Consider the following 15,723-nt stretch of genomic DNA (forward strand, 5'->3'; position numbering starts at 1 on the left):
AACTCCAATGGTTCCCGGTCAGCGGTGGGCGTAGGGGTCGGGGACGTTCGGACCGGCCTTGACGACGACGGTGCGCGCCACTTTGCAGTGCAGTGCCTGCTTCCGCCGGTCCCACAGAATCCACAGGACGTCGATCAGCCCGATGAAGCCGCAGATGCCGCCGAGCACGCTGTAGAACGCGGAACGTCCCGCGGCCTGGCCGGTGGTGATCGCCTGCCCGTCCGCCTCCCGGACGACCCTGATATTCAGCAGCTTCTTGCCGAGCGTCTGCCCCCACCTGGCGTGCATCTGCCAGTAGTAGAGAAAGCCCAGCACTACGCCGATCGCGTTGCTCGGAAGCTGGGCGCCGGTGTACATCGACTCGCCCGTATCCGGGTCGAAGACGCGGTCCCAGTCGACGAACGGCAGCGACAGCAGGGTGGTGACGATTCCGACGAGGAGGAGGTCCACGATGGCGGCGCCCAGCCGCGCCCAGCGGCTCGCGAGCCCCTGCGACGGATCGGCGTAGCCGCCAACGCCGCCGCCGTAGCCAGGTGCCGCGCCGTATCCGGGCTGGTCACCGTATCCGGGATACTTCGGCAGCTCCCCGTACCCCGGCTGCTCCCCGTACGGCTGTTGCTGGCCGTAGGGCTGCTCTTGCCCGTACCCGGGCTGCTGTCCGTAGGGCTGCTGTTGTCCGTACGGTGGCTGCTCCTGGCCGTAGGGCTGTTGCTGGCCGTAGGGCTGCTCTTGCCCGTACCCCGGCTGCCGTCCGTAGGGCGGCTGCTCGCCGTAGGGCTGTCCGCCGTATGGTCCTGGCTGCTCGGGCCGCTGCCGGTGCCCCTGCGGCCGGTCTTCCGGCTCTCCCCCGGACGCGGGGTCGTTCGGCGGTTGCGTCATGCCGAAAGAGTGGCCGAGCCGTCGCCGTCCAAACATCGCCGCGTCCGGGAGCCTCGCAATGTTTACCCACGGATGATCAAAGGTTGCCGGGATCGCCGGGCGCCCGGGGACGGGCGTACGGGTTCGGCATCCACGGCGCCGCCTTCACCACCAGCGTCCCGGCCGCCTTGTCGTGCAGGGCCTGGCGCCGGTCGTCCCACAGGATCCAGGCGTTGTCGAGCATGCCGAGCATGCCGATGAGGGCCCCGGCGGGCACCAGGAAGTTGACCAGGGCCGTCGTGATCGTGATGACGTAGACGAACGCCTGCCTGCCGACCGCCTGGCCCCAGCTCACCGCGGACTGGTCGGCGGCGGTCACCACCCGGATGCTGAGGGCCTTCTTGCCCAGCGTCTGGCCCCACTTGGCGTGCATGACGGTGAAGTACACGAAGCCCAGCAGGAACACGACCGCGTACCCGGCCAGCAGCCGCGGGACGTTGTAGAGGTCCATCGGGTTGACGATCGGCTCCCCGGACGTCATGGACTCCTGCATCTTGTCCCAGCGGATGGAGAACAGGACCGCCGGCGCGGCCACGAAGCTGAGGACCAGGGAGTCCAGGACTCCGGCGCCGAGCCGGGCCCATCGGCCCGCCAGAATGTCCTGCGGGCCACCCGGTCCCGCATGCGGATGGCCGGGATACGGCGATCCGGGAGGGCCGTAGCCGGGCTGGGCGGGTGGTCCGTAGCCGGGCTGCGGCTGTCCTGGCTGGCCGTACCCGGCCGCGGGCGCGGGCGGAGCCTGGCCGGGCTGCGCGCCGTACATGCCCTGGTACGGCGGCGGGAGTTCGGGAGTGGCGTCCGAGGCGTCGTTGGCGTCCGGGACGTCCGGGACGGGGGCGTCGGCGGCCCGCGCGTCCGGGGTCTGCCAGTCGCCGCCCGGGGGCTGGGGGTTCTGCGGCGGTTCGCTCATGGGCCACAGTGTGCCGGTTACCGGGGACGCACGGTCACCCGGTGGGCGGGCCCGGATCCCCGAGCGGCGGGCGCCTCAGAGGTTGCCGCGGCGCTCCTGCTCACGCTCGATCGCCTCGAACAGCGCCTTGAAGTTGCCCTTGCCGAAGCCCAGCGAGCCGTGGCGCTCGATCAGCTCGAAGAACACCGTCGGCCGGTCCTGGACGGGCTTGGTGAAGATCTGCAGCAGGTAGCCGTCCTCGTCCCGGTCGACCAGGATCCGGCGCTTGTGCAGTTCCTCGATCGGGACGCGCACCTCGCCGATGCGCTCCCGCAGCTCCGGGTCCTCGTAGTAGGAGTCGGGGCTCTCCAGGAACTCCACGCCCGCGGCCCGCATCTGGTCGACCGTGGCGAGGATGTCGTTGGTGGCGAGCGCGATGTGCTGCACGCCCGGCCCGCCGTAGAACTCCAGGTACTCGTCGATCTGCGACTTGCGCCTGCTCTCCGCCGGCTCGTTCAGCGGGAACTTGACCTTGCGGGTCCCGTCCGCGACGACCTTGGACATCAGCGCCGAGTACTCGGTCGCGATGTCGTCGCCGACGAACTCGGCCATGTCGGTGAAGCCCATGACCCGGTGGTAGAAGTCGGCCCACTCGTCCATGCGCTCGACGTTGCCGACGCAGTGGTCGATCGCCTGGAAGTACCGCCCGGGGGAGCGACCCCCCGACCCCCCCGAGGACCGCCCCCACGAGGACCGCTTCTCCGGCGGTTCCACGATCGGGTCGGCGGGCGCGAACCCGGGCAGGTACGGGCCGGTGTAGTTGGAGCGGTCGATCAGCGAGTGCCGGGTCTCGCCGTAGGTGGCGATCGCCGCGATCGTCACCTTGCCGTGCTCGTCCTCCAGGACGTGGGGCTCCGCCAGGCCCGTGGCGCCGTTCGCGAGCGCGTGCCGGTAGGCGGAGTCGACGTCGGGGACCTCGATCGCGAGGTCGACCACGCCGTCGCCGTGCTCGGCGATGTGCCGGCCGATCTCGGTTCCCGCCTTCACCGGGCCGCGGAGCACGAACCGGGCACCGCCCGACTCCAGTACGTGCACCGCCTCGTCGGAGCTGCCGTTCTCCGGGCCGCGGTAGGCGACCCTGCGCATGCCGAACGCGGTCGAGTAGTAGTGCGCCGCCTGCTTGGCGTTGCCGACGGCGAAGACGACGGCGTCCATGCCCTTGACCGGAAACTCATCCATGCCACCCAATCTGGACATGCACCTACAAGCTGCGCAAGAGTGTCTTAAAGCACTGGGCAATCTGTATAGTGAATCGCGATACCGACCGGTCGCCCTGTACATGGTGACCATGACCGCCGGAGGGTGGCATGCCGATCGACGAACTGGACGGCCGGCTGATCGAGCTGTTCACCGCCGAACCCCGCGTCGGCGTCCTGGAGGCGTCCCGGCGGCTCGGGGTCGCGCGCGGCACCGTCCAGGCACGGCTCGACCGGCTGGCCCGCGACGGCGTCATCGCGGGCCACGGCCCCGAGATCGACCCGGCCGCGCTCGGCTACGGGGTGACGGCGTTCGTGACGCTGCAACTGCGGCAAGCGGGCGGGCACGACCCCGTCGCCGCGCGGCTCGCGCAGGTGCCCGAGGTGATGGAGGCACACACCATCACCGGCCCCGGGGACATGCTGTGCCGCGTCGTCGCGCGCAGCAACACCGACCTGCAGCGCGTCATCGACGTGATCGTGGACGTGGCGGGCGTGGAACGGGCGTCCTCGGTGATCTCGCTGGCCACCCAGGTCCCCTACCGCACCCTCCCGCTGGTCCGCGCCGCGGCCGGCGCCGGACCCCGGAGGAACCCCCCGGACTGAACCGGGGACGGGATGCCCGGCAGCACCCCGTCCCCTAAGACGTCGGACGTCGCCGGAGGCTACTCGCCCCCGTAGGGGGTGGCGTCGAGGATCTCGACCGTCATGCCGCGGCCGTTCGGCAGCGAGTAGGTGGCCTTGTCGCCGACCTTCTTGCCGTTGATGGCGGCGCCGAGCGGCGACTTGGGCGAGTACACGTCGATGGGAGCGCCGACCTCCTCGCGGGACGCGAGCAGGAACGTGACCTCCTCGTCGTCACCCTCGAACGAGACCGTGACGGTCATACCCGGGCCGACGACGCCCTCGGTACGCGGAGCCTCGCCGACGCGCGCGTTCTCCAGGATGCCCTGAAGCTGGAGGATGCGGCCCTCGATCTTGCCTTGCTCCTCCTTGGCCGCGTGGTAGCCGCCGTTCTCGCGCAGGTCGCCTTCCTCCCGCGCCGCCTCGATCTTCTGAGCGATCTCGATGCGGCCCGGGCCCGACAAATGCTCCAGCTCAGCCTTGAGCCGGTCGTACGCCTCCTGGGTCAGCCAGGTGACGTTGTCAGCGCGGGTCTCGGTCACGGGTACTCCTCATCCACATGTTGCGATCTAGCCCGCCCGTGGCAGACGGGTGTCACATCGACATGAAGTGCGGCCGGGTGAAACCTCTAGCCTATCCGGTGTGTGCGGGTAAAGGTTCCCTGAACTCGGCGTCTGCAATCCGCCAATCGTATTTTGGCATTCACCCGGCGTATCGGCCGCCAGATGGCCGCAGTCGGCGCCTGTGCGGGGCCGGGAACGTCAGACCGTGTGGCAGTCGTGGATCCTCGCGCCGGTGGCCCGCCGCGCCGTCTGCAGCGTCTCCGTCCCCTTCATGCCGGACGTCCCCGCCGGCACGACGACCTCTTTCTCCGCGAGCACCGCGAACCCCTTGTCGTAGGCGTCGACCGTGCAGCGCACCTCGTCGTCCTCCCCCTTGGCCACCTCGAAGTTGATCTCCACCGAGGTGTCGGTGATGTCGTAGGTGATCGTCTGCGCGGCGATGCCGGGCGTCTGCCCGGCGTGCATCGCGATGATCCCGAAGCCGCCCGCGGCCAGCGCCACCAGCACCCCGATGACCACCAGCCCGAAGCGGCCCTGCCGGGGCCCGGTGGGCGCCGCTGTCTTCGACACGCTCGTCGTCATGGCGGGGAATCTCCGTGCGGTGTGCGGACGTTGTCAGGGACAATTCTCGTCTGTGATGGCGCGTGCCCCGAACCGGGGTCCGCTCGAACGGTTCGAACAGGAGAACACAGGTGTCCGAGGTCATCGACGATGCGACGCTCGAACGACCGTGCGGAGGCGACGAACCGCTGCGCCTCATGGCGGTGCACGCCCACCCCGACGACGAGTCCAGCAAGGGCGCGGCCACGATGGCCCGGTACGTCGCCGAAGGCGTCGAGGTCCTCGTCGTCACGTGCACGGGCGGCGAGCGCGGCGACATCCTGAACCCGGCGATGGACCGTCCCGAGGTCAAGGCCGACATCGGCAAGGTCCGTGAGGCGGAGATGGCGCGGGCCCGCGAGATCCTCGGCGTCCGGCAGAGCTGGCTGGGTTTCGTCGACTCCGGCTTCCCCGAGGGCGACCCGCCGCCGCCGCTTCCTGACGGCTGCTTCGCGGTGGAGCCGCTGGAGACCGCCACCGAGCCGCTGGTGCGCGCCGTCCGCGACTTCCGCCCGCACGTGATGCTCACCTACGACGAGAAGGGCGGCTACCCCCACCCCGACCACGTGAAATGCCACGAGGTGTCGGTGGAGGCGTTCGAGGCCGCCGGCGACCCGGACCGCTACCCCGGCACCGGCGAGCCGTGGCAGCCGCTGAAGCTCTACTACCACCTGACCTTCAACAAGGAACGCATCCTCGCCCTCCACGCCGCGATGGAGAAGGCCGGCCTGGAGTCGCCCTACAACGACTGGATCAAGCGCTTCGACGAAGAGAGCGACAAGCGCGCGAAGTGGGACGTGACCACCCGCGTCCCCTGCGCCGACCACTTCGAGACAAGGGACCGCGCCCTTCTCGCCCACGCCACCCAGATCGACCCCAACGGCTTCTGGTTCGTCGTCCCGATGGACGTCCAGCGTGAGGCATGGCCGACCGAGGACTACCATTTGGCCAGGTCCCTCATCGACACCGAACTGCCGGAGGACGACCTGTTCGCCGGCATCCGGGAGAAGGTGTGTCTGTAGTGCTTCCGCTCGCCGCAGTGCAGGTCGGCGCCATCCCGCTGAACGACGACACGGTCACCCCGGGCTTCCTGGGATTCGCGGTCTTCCTCGCCCTCCTGGTCGCGACCGTCTTCCTCGTCCGCTCGATGAGCAAGCAGATGAAGAAGATCCAGGCGCCCCGGGAGGCCGACCTGGTGCAGCAGGAATGGGAGCGCGCCGAGGCGGCGAAGGCGCAGCGGGCGGCCACGTCCGAGTCCGCGCCCGCCGACGACGCCTGACCCGCGGCTCGGTTGGATCCGGCCGCGTCCGGGGAGGACCCTCGACGTGCGTGCGAACTTCGAGGACTCCGACCGGGACGCCGCGCTCCGCCGCGCCCTCGACGACCATCTCGCCGCCGCGGCCGCCGGCGAGGGGGACATCGAGGCCGAGGGCCTGGCGCTCCTGGAACGGGAACGCTGGACGGAGGCGGCCGAAGTCCTGGAGGAGGGCCTGCGCCTCGCCGAACGGGGCGGCGACCGCCATGCCGTCCTGGTGGCCCGCCACAACCTCGCCCGCGCACTGACCCGGACGGGCGACACCGGCCGCGCGATCGGGCTTCTCGGCCCGCTCCCGGACGAGTTCGCCGCGCTCCCCGAACCCGACCAGCCCAACCGCGCCCGCGCCCTGACGAGCCTCGGCGAGGCGTACCTGCGGGCGCACCGTCCCGTCGCGGCCATCAACTTCTTCGGCCAGGCCCTGGAGATCCTCCGCAAGGAGAACGCCGTCGACCAGCAGGCCGGGATGTTCGTCCACATCGCCGACGCGGCCCGTCAACGCGGCGACCACGCCGCCGAGGGCGCCGCCCTGGACCGCGCCGTGGAACTCTACGAGTCCATTCCCAGCCCCGAGGCCGCCCCCTTGGCCGAACGCCGCGCCGCCCTCGCCCGCTGACGCGGGTGGGCCTGCGTGTAGGGGGCCTGCGTGTAGGGGGCCTGCGTTGTGGGGGGCATGGCGGTCACGCCTTGCCGTGGTCCCAGCTGACGACCTTGTCGGGGTCCATGACGATGAGGACGCGCTTGGCCAGCGCCTGCTCGATGCCCTCGGCGATGACCGGGTCGATCGGGGCGCCCATCTCGGGGACGGGCAGGCCCGCCATGCGGGAGCCGACGACCATGCCGACCTTGCTCCTGGGCTCGGGGTCCTCGATGACGAGGCCGCGGCCGTAGAGGGCGACCCCGCGCAGCTCGTTGTACTCCACGCCGTCCTCGACCAGGCACGTCATGGTGGGGTCGCGGCGCAGGTTCAGCACCTTCTGCGACGACTTGTACGTGGTGAAGGCGATCTTGCCGTCGAGCAGCGCGTAGAACATCGTCACCAGATGCGGCTCGCCGTCCTTGCCGACCGTGGCGACCTGGACCTTGAAGTTGTCGGCGAGGTAGGACGCCACCTCGTCCGGCGTCATCTTGATCTTCTCGCGCTTGCTGCTCCCGGCCAACGGGGCCTCCCTCATGCTGCTCGCCTGCGACGCGCACAGGATAACCGCATGCTTACCCGCCGCCCGTACCGGCACCATGGGGGGATGTCGGTTCGCGATCTGATCGTCCTCGGCTCCGCCAGCGCCGTGCCCACCAAGGCGCGCAACCACAACGGGTACCTGCTGCGCTGGGACGGCCAGGGCCTGCTGTTCGACCCGGGCGAGGGCACGCAGCGGCAGATGACGCACGCCGGGGTCTCGGCGAACGATGTGACCTGGATCTGCGTGACCCACTTCCACGGCGACCACTGCCTCGGCGTGCCCGGCGTCGTCCAGCGCATCGCCCGCGACGGCGTCGGGCACCCCGTGGACGCCGCGTTCCCGGCGAGCGGCGAACGCTACTGGGAGCGGCTGAGGAACGCGGCCGTCTTCCGGGACACCGACGTGATCCGCGAACGGCCCGTCTCGGGCGAGCGGATGGCGCTCGACACCGCCGACGCCCCGTTCACCCTTGTCGCGCGGCGGCTGTCCCACCCCGTCGAGGCGTACGGGTACCGGCTGGAGGAATCCGGCGGCCGGACGATGCTGCCCGCCGAACTGGCCGCGCGGGGCGTGCGGGGCCCGCTGGTCAGGCGGCTCCAAGAGGACGGCCAGGTCACCGCCCCGGACGGCCGGACGGTCACGCTTGAGGAGTGCAGCGTCCCCCGTCCCGGCCAGAAATTCGCGTTCGTCATGGACACCCGGCTCTGCGACGGCGTCCGGGAACTGGCCGATGGCGTGGACATGCTCGTCATCGAATCCACGTTCCTGCACGAGGACGCCGCACTGGCCGCCGAGTACGGCCATCTCACCTCGGTCCAGGCGGCGACGGTGGCCGCGGAGGCCGGTGTCCGGCATCTGGTGCTGACCCACTTCTCGGAGCGGTACCGCGTCGAGGACGAAACCCGGTTCGTGGACGAGGCGTCCGCCGTCTTCAACGGCGACATCACCCTCGTCCACGACCTTGACCGCATTCCGATGCCGCCGCGCCGCCTAACCGCGCGGCAACGTGGGCAGGACTCACGACATGGCAGTTGAAGTCGATGTCGTCGTGATCGGCATGGGTCCGGGGGGAGAGGACGCGGCGGGGAGGCTGGCCGAGGCGGGCCTGTCCGTCGTCGCCGTGGAGTCGCGGCTGGTCGGCGGCGAGTGCCCGTACTACGCCTGCGTGCCCACCAAGATGATGGTCCGCGCCGCCGGGCTGCTCGCCGAGGGCGGCCGCGTCCCGGGGATGGCGGGCGACTCCTCCGTCCGTCCCGACTGGACGCCGGTCGCGGCCCGGATCCGCGACGAGGCGACCGACTCGTGGGACGACAAGGTCGCCGCCGACCGCCTCACCGGCAAGGGCGCCGAACTCGTCCGGGGTGAGGGCCGCATCACCGGTCCCCGCGAGGTCACGGTGAACGACCGGGTCTTCCGCGCCCGCCGCGGCATCGTCCTCAACACCGGTACCGCCCCCACGGCACCGCCCATCGACGGCCTCGCCGGCACCCCGTACTGGACGAACCGCGAGGCCGTCCAGGCCACGGAGGTCCCCACGTCGCTCATCGTCCTCGGCGGGGGCGTCGTCGGCGCCGAGATGGCGCAGGTGTTCTCCCGCTTCGACAGCCGCGTCACCGTGGTCGAGGCCGCCGACCGCCTCCTCGTCAACGAGGAGCCGGAGTCCGGTGCCCTGCTCCGCGACGTCTTCGAACGCGAGGGCATCGGCGTCCGGACCGGCGTGAGCGTCACCGCCGTCACCCACGAGAACGACGAGTTCACCATGAACCTCGGCGACGAGACCATCAGCGCCGAGCGTCTCCTCATAGCGACCGGCCGCCGCCCCAACCTCAGTGGCCTCGGCCTGGAGAACGTCGGCCTCGACGAGAACGCCCGCCAGATCTCGGTGGACGGTCACATGCGAGCCGCCGACGGCGTGTGGGCGGTGGGCGACATCACCGGCATGGGCGCGTTCACGCACGTCTCCGTGTACCAGGCGGCCATCGCCGTCCGCGACATCCTCGGCGAGGAAGGTTCACCCGCCGCCTACCGCGCCGTCCCCCGCGTCACGTTCACCGACCCCGAGATAGCGTCCGTCGGCCTGACCGAGGCGCAAGCCCGCGACCAGAACCTTCCCGTCCGGACCGGCATCGCCAAGCTCCCCGAGTCGGCGCGCGGCTGGATCCACAAGGTCGGCAACGACGGCTTCGTCAAGCTCGTCGAGAACACCGAGTGGGGCACCCTGGTCGGCGCCACCGCGGTGGGCCCGGCCGGCGGCGAGATCCTCGGCGCCCTGGCCGTCGCCGTCCACACCGAGGCCCCCACCTCCGCCCTCCGCGACATGATGTACGCCTACCCCACCTTCCACCGGGCCATAGAAACCGCCCTCACCAACCTCACCGACTGATCCCGGGCGGGGGAGTGAGGCGGCGGCCGGATCGGGCAGGATCGGTGGCATGAACCGGCTCAAGGACGCGACAAGCCCGTACCTGCTGCAGCACGCCGGCAACCCGGTGGACTGGTGGGAGTGGAGCGACGAGGCGTTCGCCGAGGCACGACGGCGAGATGTCCCAGTCCTCCTTTCTGTCGGATATGCGGCTTGTCATTGGTGTCATGTGATGGCGCATCAGTCGTTCGAGGACGGCGAGATCGCGCGGGTCATGAACGAGCTGTTCGTGAACATCAAGGTGGATCGCGAGGAACGTCCGGACATCGACGCCGTCTACATGGAGGCGACCCAGGCCATGACCGGCCAGGGCGGGTGGCCGATGACGGTGTTCATGACGCCCGAGGGGCACCCGTTCTACTGCGGGACGTACTTTCCGCGGGCGCAGTTCCGGGCGTTGTTGCAGGCCGTCCACAAGGCGTGGACCGAGCAGCGTGACGACGTGGTCGGGCAGGGGCAGCAGGTCGTCGCGGCGCTCACCTCGCGAGGGTCGGGGCTGGCGGGGACGCAGGTGCCCGATGAGCAGGTGCTCGCGCACGCGGTGAAGGTGCTCGCCGGGTCCTACGACGCGGCGCGCGGCGGGTTCGGGGGCGCGCCGAAGTTCCCGCCGTCGATGGCGCTGGAGTTCCTGCTGCGGCACCATGCGCGGACAGGTGACGAGGAGTCGCTCGCGATGGCGGGGCACACCCTGGAGGCGATGGCCCGGGGTGGGCTGTACGACCAGCTCGGCGGTGGGTTCTCCCGGTATTCGGTGGACGCGCAGTGGGTCGTCCCGCACTTCGAGAAGATGCTTTACGACAATGCGCTGCTGGCCCGGGTGTACGCGCACTGGTGGCGGCTGGCCGGGTCGCCGTTCGCGCGGCGGGTGGCGCTGGAGACGTGCGACTGGATGCTCCGGGACCTTCGGACGAACGAGGGCGGGCTCGCGTCCGCCTTGGACGCCGACAGTGAGGGTGTCGAGGGCAAGTACTACGTGTGGACGCCGGAGCGGCTGCGTGAGGTGCTCGGTGATGAGGACGGGGCCTTCGCGGAGAGCCTGTTCGAGGTGACGGGGACGTTCGAGCATGGGACGTCCGTTCTGCAGCTTCTGCACGACCCGGAGGACGGTGAGCGATACGAGCGTGTGCGGACGGCGTTGTTGTCGGCGCGCGCCCACAGGGTTCCTCCGGATCGGGATGACAAGGTCGTCGCGGCGTGGAACGGGCTTGCGATCGCCGCGCTGGCCGAGTGCGGTGCGCTGTTCGACCGGCCGGATCTCGTCCGGGCCGCCGAGGAGGTGGCGCGGCTGCTGGTCGATGTGCATGTGCGGGACGGGCGGCTCGCGCGGACGTCCAAGGACGGGACGGCGGGCGCGAACGCCGGTGTCCTGGAGGACTACGCCGATGTGGCCGAAGGCCTGCTCGCCCTGCACGGTGTCACGGGGGACCCGCGTCACCTGCGGCTGGCCGGCGAGCTGCTGAACACCGTCCTCGAACGGTTCGGGGACGGGTCCGGCGGGTTCTACGACACCGCCGACGACGCGGAGCGGCTGTTCCGGCGTCCGCAGGACCCGACGGACAACGCGACGCCTTCGGGGCAGTTCGCCGCCGCGGGCGCGCTGCTGTCGTTCGCGGCGCTCACCGCGTCGGACTGGCACCGGCAGGCCGCCGAGGCGGCGCTCGGCCCGGCGGGGACGCTGGCCGACAAGCACGCGCGGTTCGCGGGCTGGGGGCTGGCCGTCGCGGAGGCGCGCGCGACCGGTCCGGTGGAGATCGCGGTGATCGGTGACCGCGGCGACGAGCGCACCCGGGCGCTGCACCGGACCGCGCTGATGGCGGTCGCGCCGGGCGCGGTGGTGAGCGTCGGCCCGCCGGACGCGGAGGGCGTCCCGCTGCTGGAGGGGCGTGGCCTCGTGGACGAGGTGCCGGCGGCGTACGTGTGCCGCGGGTTCGTCTGCCGGCTGCCCGTGACGTCCACGGCCGAACTGACCCGCGAACTACGTGCGCAATTGGACTGATGGTCCACTTTATGGCACTGTGACCTTGATCTCGTCGCCCCTTGGTGTTACCACTGAGTAGCAGAGCTTGAGCTGACCCGATGCGGCGACGCGGACGGGGGTGGCGGGGTGATCGGCCGGGTATCTGGACGATGGCCGGCCATCTGAGTCATAGTCGTGTCTCAGACAGGCCCGGAATGCGGGGCAGGGCGACCGTCGAGGGAGTGGCAGTGGGAAAGCCGAACCGCCGGGTCCTACCGACGATCATCGGCATTTCCGTCGTCACGACCCTCGCCGCCAACGTCGCGGTCCTGGTCGCGCGAGGCGGCGACGACCCGGCGACCCCCCCGGACCAGGAGCGGCGCGCCCGGTACGTGGCGGCGTCCGGCAGCACGAGCGTGTCGCCCACCGCGGTCGCACCGCTCGGCAAGCGGCTCACCCCGCATGTGCTCGTCGCGGGGTCCTCAACGCTTCCGGCCGACGTGGTCCAGAAGGTCCGCGGCGCCAAGGGCGTGAAAGGCGTCGAGGTCGTGGACGCCGTTCAGGGCATGGTCGCCGGCAAGAAGGTCGGGCTGATGGGCGTCAACCCGTCCACGTTCCGCAACTACACGCCGAAGCCCACCGCCAAGTCGGACGCGCTGTGGCGCAACGTGGCGTCCGGCGACGTGGCGATCTCGTTCACGATGGGCCACGACGGCGGCGTCAAGCTCGGCAGCCAGGTGCCCGTCGGCGGCAAGCGGGAGCAGTCGCAGCTGCGCGTCGGCGCGTACGCGACGATGGGCATCAGCGACGTCGACGCGGTCATCTCGCACGCCACCGCGCAGGCGCTCGGCATGCCCACCGGCAACGCGATGCTGATCAGCGTCCCGAAGGCCGAGCCGAAGAAGTTCATCAAGAAGCTCGGCAAGGTGCTGCCGAAGGGCGCCAAGGCGGTCGCGGTCAACCCGGAGATCGACTTCCCGGCGGCCGGCGACGTGCCCACCGCGGACGGCCAGGTCATGACCGCCCAGCAGGTGCGGACCGTGATCAAGGCCGCCTACACCCGCCTCGACTGGCCGTACGTGTGGGGCGGCGAGTCCGAGGCCGAGGGCGGCTACGACTGCTCCGGCCTCATGCAGTACGCGTTCGCCAAGGCCGGGATCAATCTCCCGCGCGTCGCCGCCGACCAGGCGCGGACGGGTTGGGTCATCCCGTACGCGAAGGCCCAGCCGGGCGACATGCTCATCTGGGCCAACGACCCGACGGCGCCGGGCTACATCTCGCACATCGCCCTCTATCTGGGCAAGGGCAAGATGATCGCCGCCCCGCGCCGCGGGACCGTGGTGCAGGTCCAGGACGTCTACACCCGCAACATGCGCGGAGCCGTCCGGGTCAGCCCCAAGCTGGTGGCCTCCAGGAACCGGTGAGCTACAGCGGGCAGCCGCGGCTCAGGAACTCCAGGTTGTGGTCGACGACCTCCGCCAGGTCCTCGTCCGGGGCGTCCAGCCACCGGTAGATCGCCCCCTGCAGGACGCCCAGGACGGCCCAGGAGAACGCGTCGACGTCGGGGTCGTCGGGGCGCCTTCCGGTGCGTTCGGAGATGAGTTCCGTCAGCACGGCGTGGGTGCCCTTGCTCATCGACTCGAACATGCGCGCGCGTACGGCGGGGACCTCGGCGGCCAGCCGCATCCGGCTCCTGATGACCTCCAGGTCCTCGTCGAACATCTGCGGGAGGATCTCGCGGAGCGTGGCGCGCAGCGCGTCCAGGGGCGGCAGGTCCGCCGGCTGGTCGCGGAACACCTCCGCCATGATCGGGTCGTACTCGTCGGTGATGACGACGTCTTCCTTGGTCGGGAAGTAGCGGAAGAACGTGCTCGGCGAGATCTCCGCCGCCGCCGCGATCTGCTCGACGGTCGTCGCGTCGTAGCCCTGCTCGCCGAAGAGCCGGAGGGCGTGTGCCTGGACGGCCCTCCGGGTCCTCAGCTTCTTGCGCTCGCGCAGCGGGAGCCGGGAGAGCCGGTCCTGCAGCCGGTCGATCGGATGCTCAGGGTTGGACGCGCTCATGTGCCGATTCTCGGGCATCGGCGGCGGGGGCCGCATCTTCGCGCGCGCGTCCCGGCTGGAAGAGCCACAGCAGGACGCTGGCCGCGACGGCGGCGACCGCGCAGGCGGCGAACACCGTGTTCATCCCGTGGACGTAGGCGTCGCGGGCCGAGGCGAGCAGCCCGCCGTCGTCCAGGAGGACGAGCAGCCACGGCAGCGTGGCCGGGTAGTCGTCCCCGGTCGCGGTGAACGCGGCCCAGCCGCAGCCCGCCGCCAGTACGAACAGTCCGGCCACCAGGATCGGCTTGTGTCCGGCGCGGGACGCGACCCGGTCGGTGACGATTCCGCCCGCGATGACGCCGAGCAGCATCGGGGTCAACCGCAGGCCCGTGTCGAAGACGCCGTTGCCCTGGACGGCCTCCAGGTACTGCGGCAGGACGAACAGTGCGCCCGCCATGATCAGGTTCGCCACGACGGCGGCGGCCATCGCCCACACCAGCCGTGAGTCGCGGAGGAGCCGCGTGTCCAGCATCGGGTCCGTGGCCCGCCGCTCCCAGAGCACGAAACCCGCCAGCAGGACGGCCGCGAGCGCGAACGAGCCGAGCACGAGCGGGTCGCCCCAGCCGCGCACGGGCGCCTCGATGACGGCGTACACGAGGGCGACGATGCCGCCCATCGACAGCAGCGCGCCGATCCCGTCGACGCGGGGGGCGGACGGGTCCCTGGTCTCGGGCAGCAGCAGCGCCACCGCGATGCCGCCGACCATGACGACCGGCACGTTGATCAGGAAGATCGAACCCCACCAGAAGTTCTCCAGCAGCCAGCCGCCGAGCAGCGGGCCGAGCGGCAGCCCGAGCGCCAGGGAGGACGACCAGATCGCGACGGCCCGGGTGCGCTCCTCCGGCGGGAAGATCGCGGGGAGCATCGACATCGACAGCGGTGTCACGATCGCCGCGCCGAGCCCCATGAACAGGCGGGCCGCCATGACGCCGCCCGGGCCGCCGGCGAACGCCCCGGCGAGCGAGGCGGCGCCGAAGATCGCGAGGCCGGCCAGCAGGAGCCGTTTGCGGCCGAACTGGTCGCCGAGCAGCCCGGCCGGGAGCAGCAGCGCACCGAAGACCAGCAGGTAGGAGTCCACGATCCACTGGAGCGCGCTGGTGCTCGCCCGCAGCTCCTCCGAGAGCGTGGTCAGCGCCACGTTGAGGATCGTCATGTCGAACCCGAGCGCCAGCATGCTGAGCGACAGCGCGCCCAGCCCGAACCAGCGCCGGGTGTGTCCCACGGCCATGATGCTCGCTTCCAAAGTGAGTGAGACTCTTAAATGAGAGTAAGTAGCAAAAGAGGGCGAGTGTCAATCCAGAGGGAGGCTGGCGCGATGCCGGTATGGCTTGTAATTTTGATTACATGGATACGAGTGAAGCGGCGGAGCAGCTACGCGGATGGTTCTCCGGGCGGCTGCCCGAGGGCTGGTTCGAGGGCCCTCCCGACGTCGTCCTCGACCGCGAGGAGGTCAGCGTCGTCGGCCGCCTGCCCGAACCCGCCGCCGCGGCCGAGGCGTCCGAGGCGGAACGGGCCGGCGTGATCGCCGGGCACATCCAGCGCTTCCGCGAGGACACCCGCGAGCGGCGCATCGGAATCGCCCGCGAGGCCGAGCACCGCTTCGGCCACAAGGTCTCCTGGGGCGTCGAGTGCGGCGGCGAACGGGAGATGTTCACCACGCTGTCGGTGCCGGTCATGACGCGGCTGCGGCAGTCGGAGCGCCGCGTCCTGGACACCCTCGTCGAGGCCGGCGTCGCCCGCAGCCGCAGCGACGCGCTCGCCTGGTGCGTGCGGCTCGTCGGCAAGAACACCGACGAGTGGCTCTCCGAACTGCGCACCGCGCTGGAGTACGTCGAACGCGCCCGCGCCGCCGGCCCGCGGGCCTGACCGGGCGCGCCGCCCGGCCGCGATCATTACCG

The 15,723-nt window shown here is 70.8% G+C and carries 17 protein-coding genes; 9 read left to right on the forward strand and 8 right to left on the reverse strand.

Features of this window, described 5'->3' with window-relative positions; translation table 11 throughout:
- Nucleotides 1-18: 18 nt before the first annotated feature.
- The 3 genes from ACTWPP_RS25900 to hppD all read right to left on the reverse strand — a co-directional run bounded on the left by ACTWPP_RS25900 (nt 19) and on the right by hppD (nt 3,046).
- The gene (locus tag ACTWPP_RS25900; protein ID WP_443106944.1) at nt 19-879 is read right to left on the reverse strand and encodes an RDD family protein; all 861 of its coding nucleotides are present in this window, start codon (nt 877-879) and stop codon (nt 19-21) included.
- A 76-nt stretch (nt 880-955) separates the two neighbouring features.
- Nucleotides 956-1,828 (reverse strand): RDD family protein, encoded by an 873-nt coding sequence (locus ACTWPP_RS25905; RefSeq protein ID WP_443106945.1) that lies wholly within the window; start codon nt 1,826-1,828, stop codon nt 956-958.
- Nucleotides 1,829-1,903: 75 nt separating this feature from the next.
- On the reverse strand, nt 1,904-3,046 hold the full coding sequence (gene hppD, locus ACTWPP_RS25910; protein ID WP_443106946.1) for a 4-hydroxyphenylpyruvate dioxygenase: 1,143 nt from the start codon (nt 3,044-3,046) through the stop codon (nt 1,904-1,906).
- Nucleotides 3,047-3,174: 128 nt separating this feature from the next.
- Between hppD and ACTWPP_RS25915 the strand changes: the two genes are divergently transcribed.
- A complete protein-coding gene (locus ACTWPP_RS25915) occupies nt 3,175-3,669 on the forward strand; it encodes an Lrp/AsnC family transcriptional regulator (RefSeq protein ID WP_443106947.1) in 495 nt (164 codons plus the stop codon).
- A gap of 59 nt (nt 3,670-3,728) precedes the next feature.
- Here ACTWPP_RS25915 and greA read toward each other — a convergent pair whose 3' ends face one another.
- On the reverse strand, nt 3,729-4,229 hold the full coding sequence (gene greA, locus ACTWPP_RS25920) for a transcription elongation factor GreA (RefSeq protein ID WP_443106948.1): 501 nt from the start codon (nt 4,227-4,229) through the stop codon (nt 3,729-3,731).
- A 219-nt stretch (nt 4,230-4,448) separates the two neighbouring features.
- Nucleotides 4,449-4,832, reverse strand: a complete 384-nt coding sequence (locus tag ACTWPP_RS25925) for a DUF4307 domain-containing protein (RefSeq protein WP_443106949.1) — start codon at nt 4,830-4,832, stop codon at nt 4,449-4,451.
- Nucleotides 4,833-5,008: 176 nt separating this feature from the next.
- On the opposite strand from ACTWPP_RS25925, the gene mca reads away from it, so the two are divergent.
- From mca to ACTWPP_RS25940, 3 genes are read left to right on the forward strand one after another with little or no spacing between them, the layout of a single operon-like run.
- On the forward strand, nt 5,009-5,872 hold the full coding sequence (mca, locus tag ACTWPP_RS25930; RefSeq protein WP_443107001.1) for a mycothiol conjugate amidase Mca: 864 nt from the start codon (nt 5,009-5,011) through the stop codon (nt 5,870-5,872).
- Nucleotides 5,863-6,129: a hypothetical protein gene (locus tag ACTWPP_RS25935; RefSeq protein WP_443106950.1), complete on the forward strand. Its 267-nt coding sequence runs from the start codon at nt 5,863-5,865 to the stop codon at nt 6,127-6,129. The genes mca and ACTWPP_RS25935 overlap by 10 nt, the downstream gene beginning before the upstream one ends.
- A gap of 46 nt (nt 6,130-6,175) precedes the next feature.
- Complete coding sequence (locus tag ACTWPP_RS25940) at nt 6,176-6,781, forward strand: tetratricopeptide repeat protein (RefSeq protein WP_443106951.1); 606 nt, start codon at nt 6,176-6,178, stop codon at nt 6,779-6,781.
- Between the two features lie 64 nt (nt 6,782-6,845).
- Here ACTWPP_RS25940 and ACTWPP_RS25945 read toward each other — a convergent pair whose 3' ends face one another.
- The gene (locus tag ACTWPP_RS25945) at nt 6,846-7,325 is read right to left on the reverse strand and encodes a pyridoxamine 5'-phosphate oxidase family protein (protein WP_443106952.1); all 480 of its coding nucleotides are present in this window, start codon (nt 7,323-7,325) and stop codon (nt 6,846-6,848) included.
- A gap of 84 nt (nt 7,326-7,409) precedes the next feature.
- Here ACTWPP_RS25945 and ACTWPP_RS25950 point away from each other — a divergent pair, with 84 nt between their 5' ends.
- The 4 genes from ACTWPP_RS25950 (at nt 7,410) to ACTWPP_RS25965 (ending at nt 13,149) form a co-directional block, all read left to right on the forward strand.
- Complete coding sequence (locus ACTWPP_RS25950) at nt 7,410-8,381, forward strand: ribonuclease Z (RefSeq protein WP_443106953.1); 972 nt, start codon at nt 7,410-7,412, stop codon at nt 8,379-8,381.
- Nucleotides 8,371-9,729 carry a dihydrolipoyl dehydrogenase family protein gene (locus tag ACTWPP_RS25955; protein WP_443106954.1) on the forward strand — a complete coding sequence of 453 codons (1,359 nt, stop codon included), beginning with the start codon at nt 8,371-8,373 and terminating at the stop codon, nt 9,727-9,729. The genes ACTWPP_RS25950 and ACTWPP_RS25955 overlap by 11 nt, the downstream gene beginning before the upstream one ends.
- A 49-nt stretch (nt 9,730-9,778) precedes the next feature.
- The gene (locus ACTWPP_RS25960) at nt 9,779-11,764 is read left to right on the forward strand and encodes a thioredoxin domain-containing protein (protein WP_443106955.1); all 1,986 of its coding nucleotides are present in this window, start codon (nt 9,779-9,781) and stop codon (nt 11,762-11,764) included.
- Between the two features lie 209 nt (nt 11,765-11,973).
- The gene (locus ACTWPP_RS25965) at nt 11,974-13,149 is read left to right on the forward strand and encodes a C40 family peptidase (RefSeq protein WP_443106956.1); all 1,176 of its coding nucleotides are present in this window, start codon (nt 11,974-11,976) and stop codon (nt 13,147-13,149) included.
- A 1-nt stretch (nt 13,150) separates the two neighbouring features.
- On the opposite strand, the gene ACTWPP_RS25970 is transcribed toward ACTWPP_RS25965, so the two are convergent.
- Both ACTWPP_RS25970 and ACTWPP_RS25975 read right to left on the reverse strand, forming a co-directional pair.
- Complete coding sequence (locus ACTWPP_RS25970) at nt 13,151-13,786, reverse strand: acyl-CoA-like ligand-binding transcription factor (protein WP_443106957.1); 636 nt, start codon at nt 13,784-13,786, stop codon at nt 13,151-13,153.
- A complete protein-coding gene (locus ACTWPP_RS25975; RefSeq protein WP_443106958.1) occupies nt 13,767-15,047 on the reverse strand; it encodes an MFS transporter in 1,281 nt (426 codons plus the stop codon). The genes ACTWPP_RS25970 and ACTWPP_RS25975 overlap by 20 nt, the downstream gene beginning before the upstream one ends.
- 122 nt (nt 15,048-15,169) lie before the next feature.
- Here ACTWPP_RS25975 and ACTWPP_RS25980 point away from each other — a divergent pair, with 122 nt between their 5' ends.
- Nucleotides 15,170-15,691 (forward strand): hypothetical protein, encoded by a 522-nt coding sequence (locus ACTWPP_RS25980; RefSeq protein WP_443106959.1) that lies wholly within the window; start codon nt 15,170-15,172, stop codon nt 15,689-15,691.
- Nucleotides 15,692-15,723 lie beyond the last annotated feature (32 nt).

Source organism: Actinomadura sp. 3N407 (assembly GCF_052245875.1).
Taxonomy (GTDB): domain Bacteria; phylum Actinomycetota; class Actinomycetes; order Streptosporangiales; family Streptosporangiaceae; genus Spirillospora.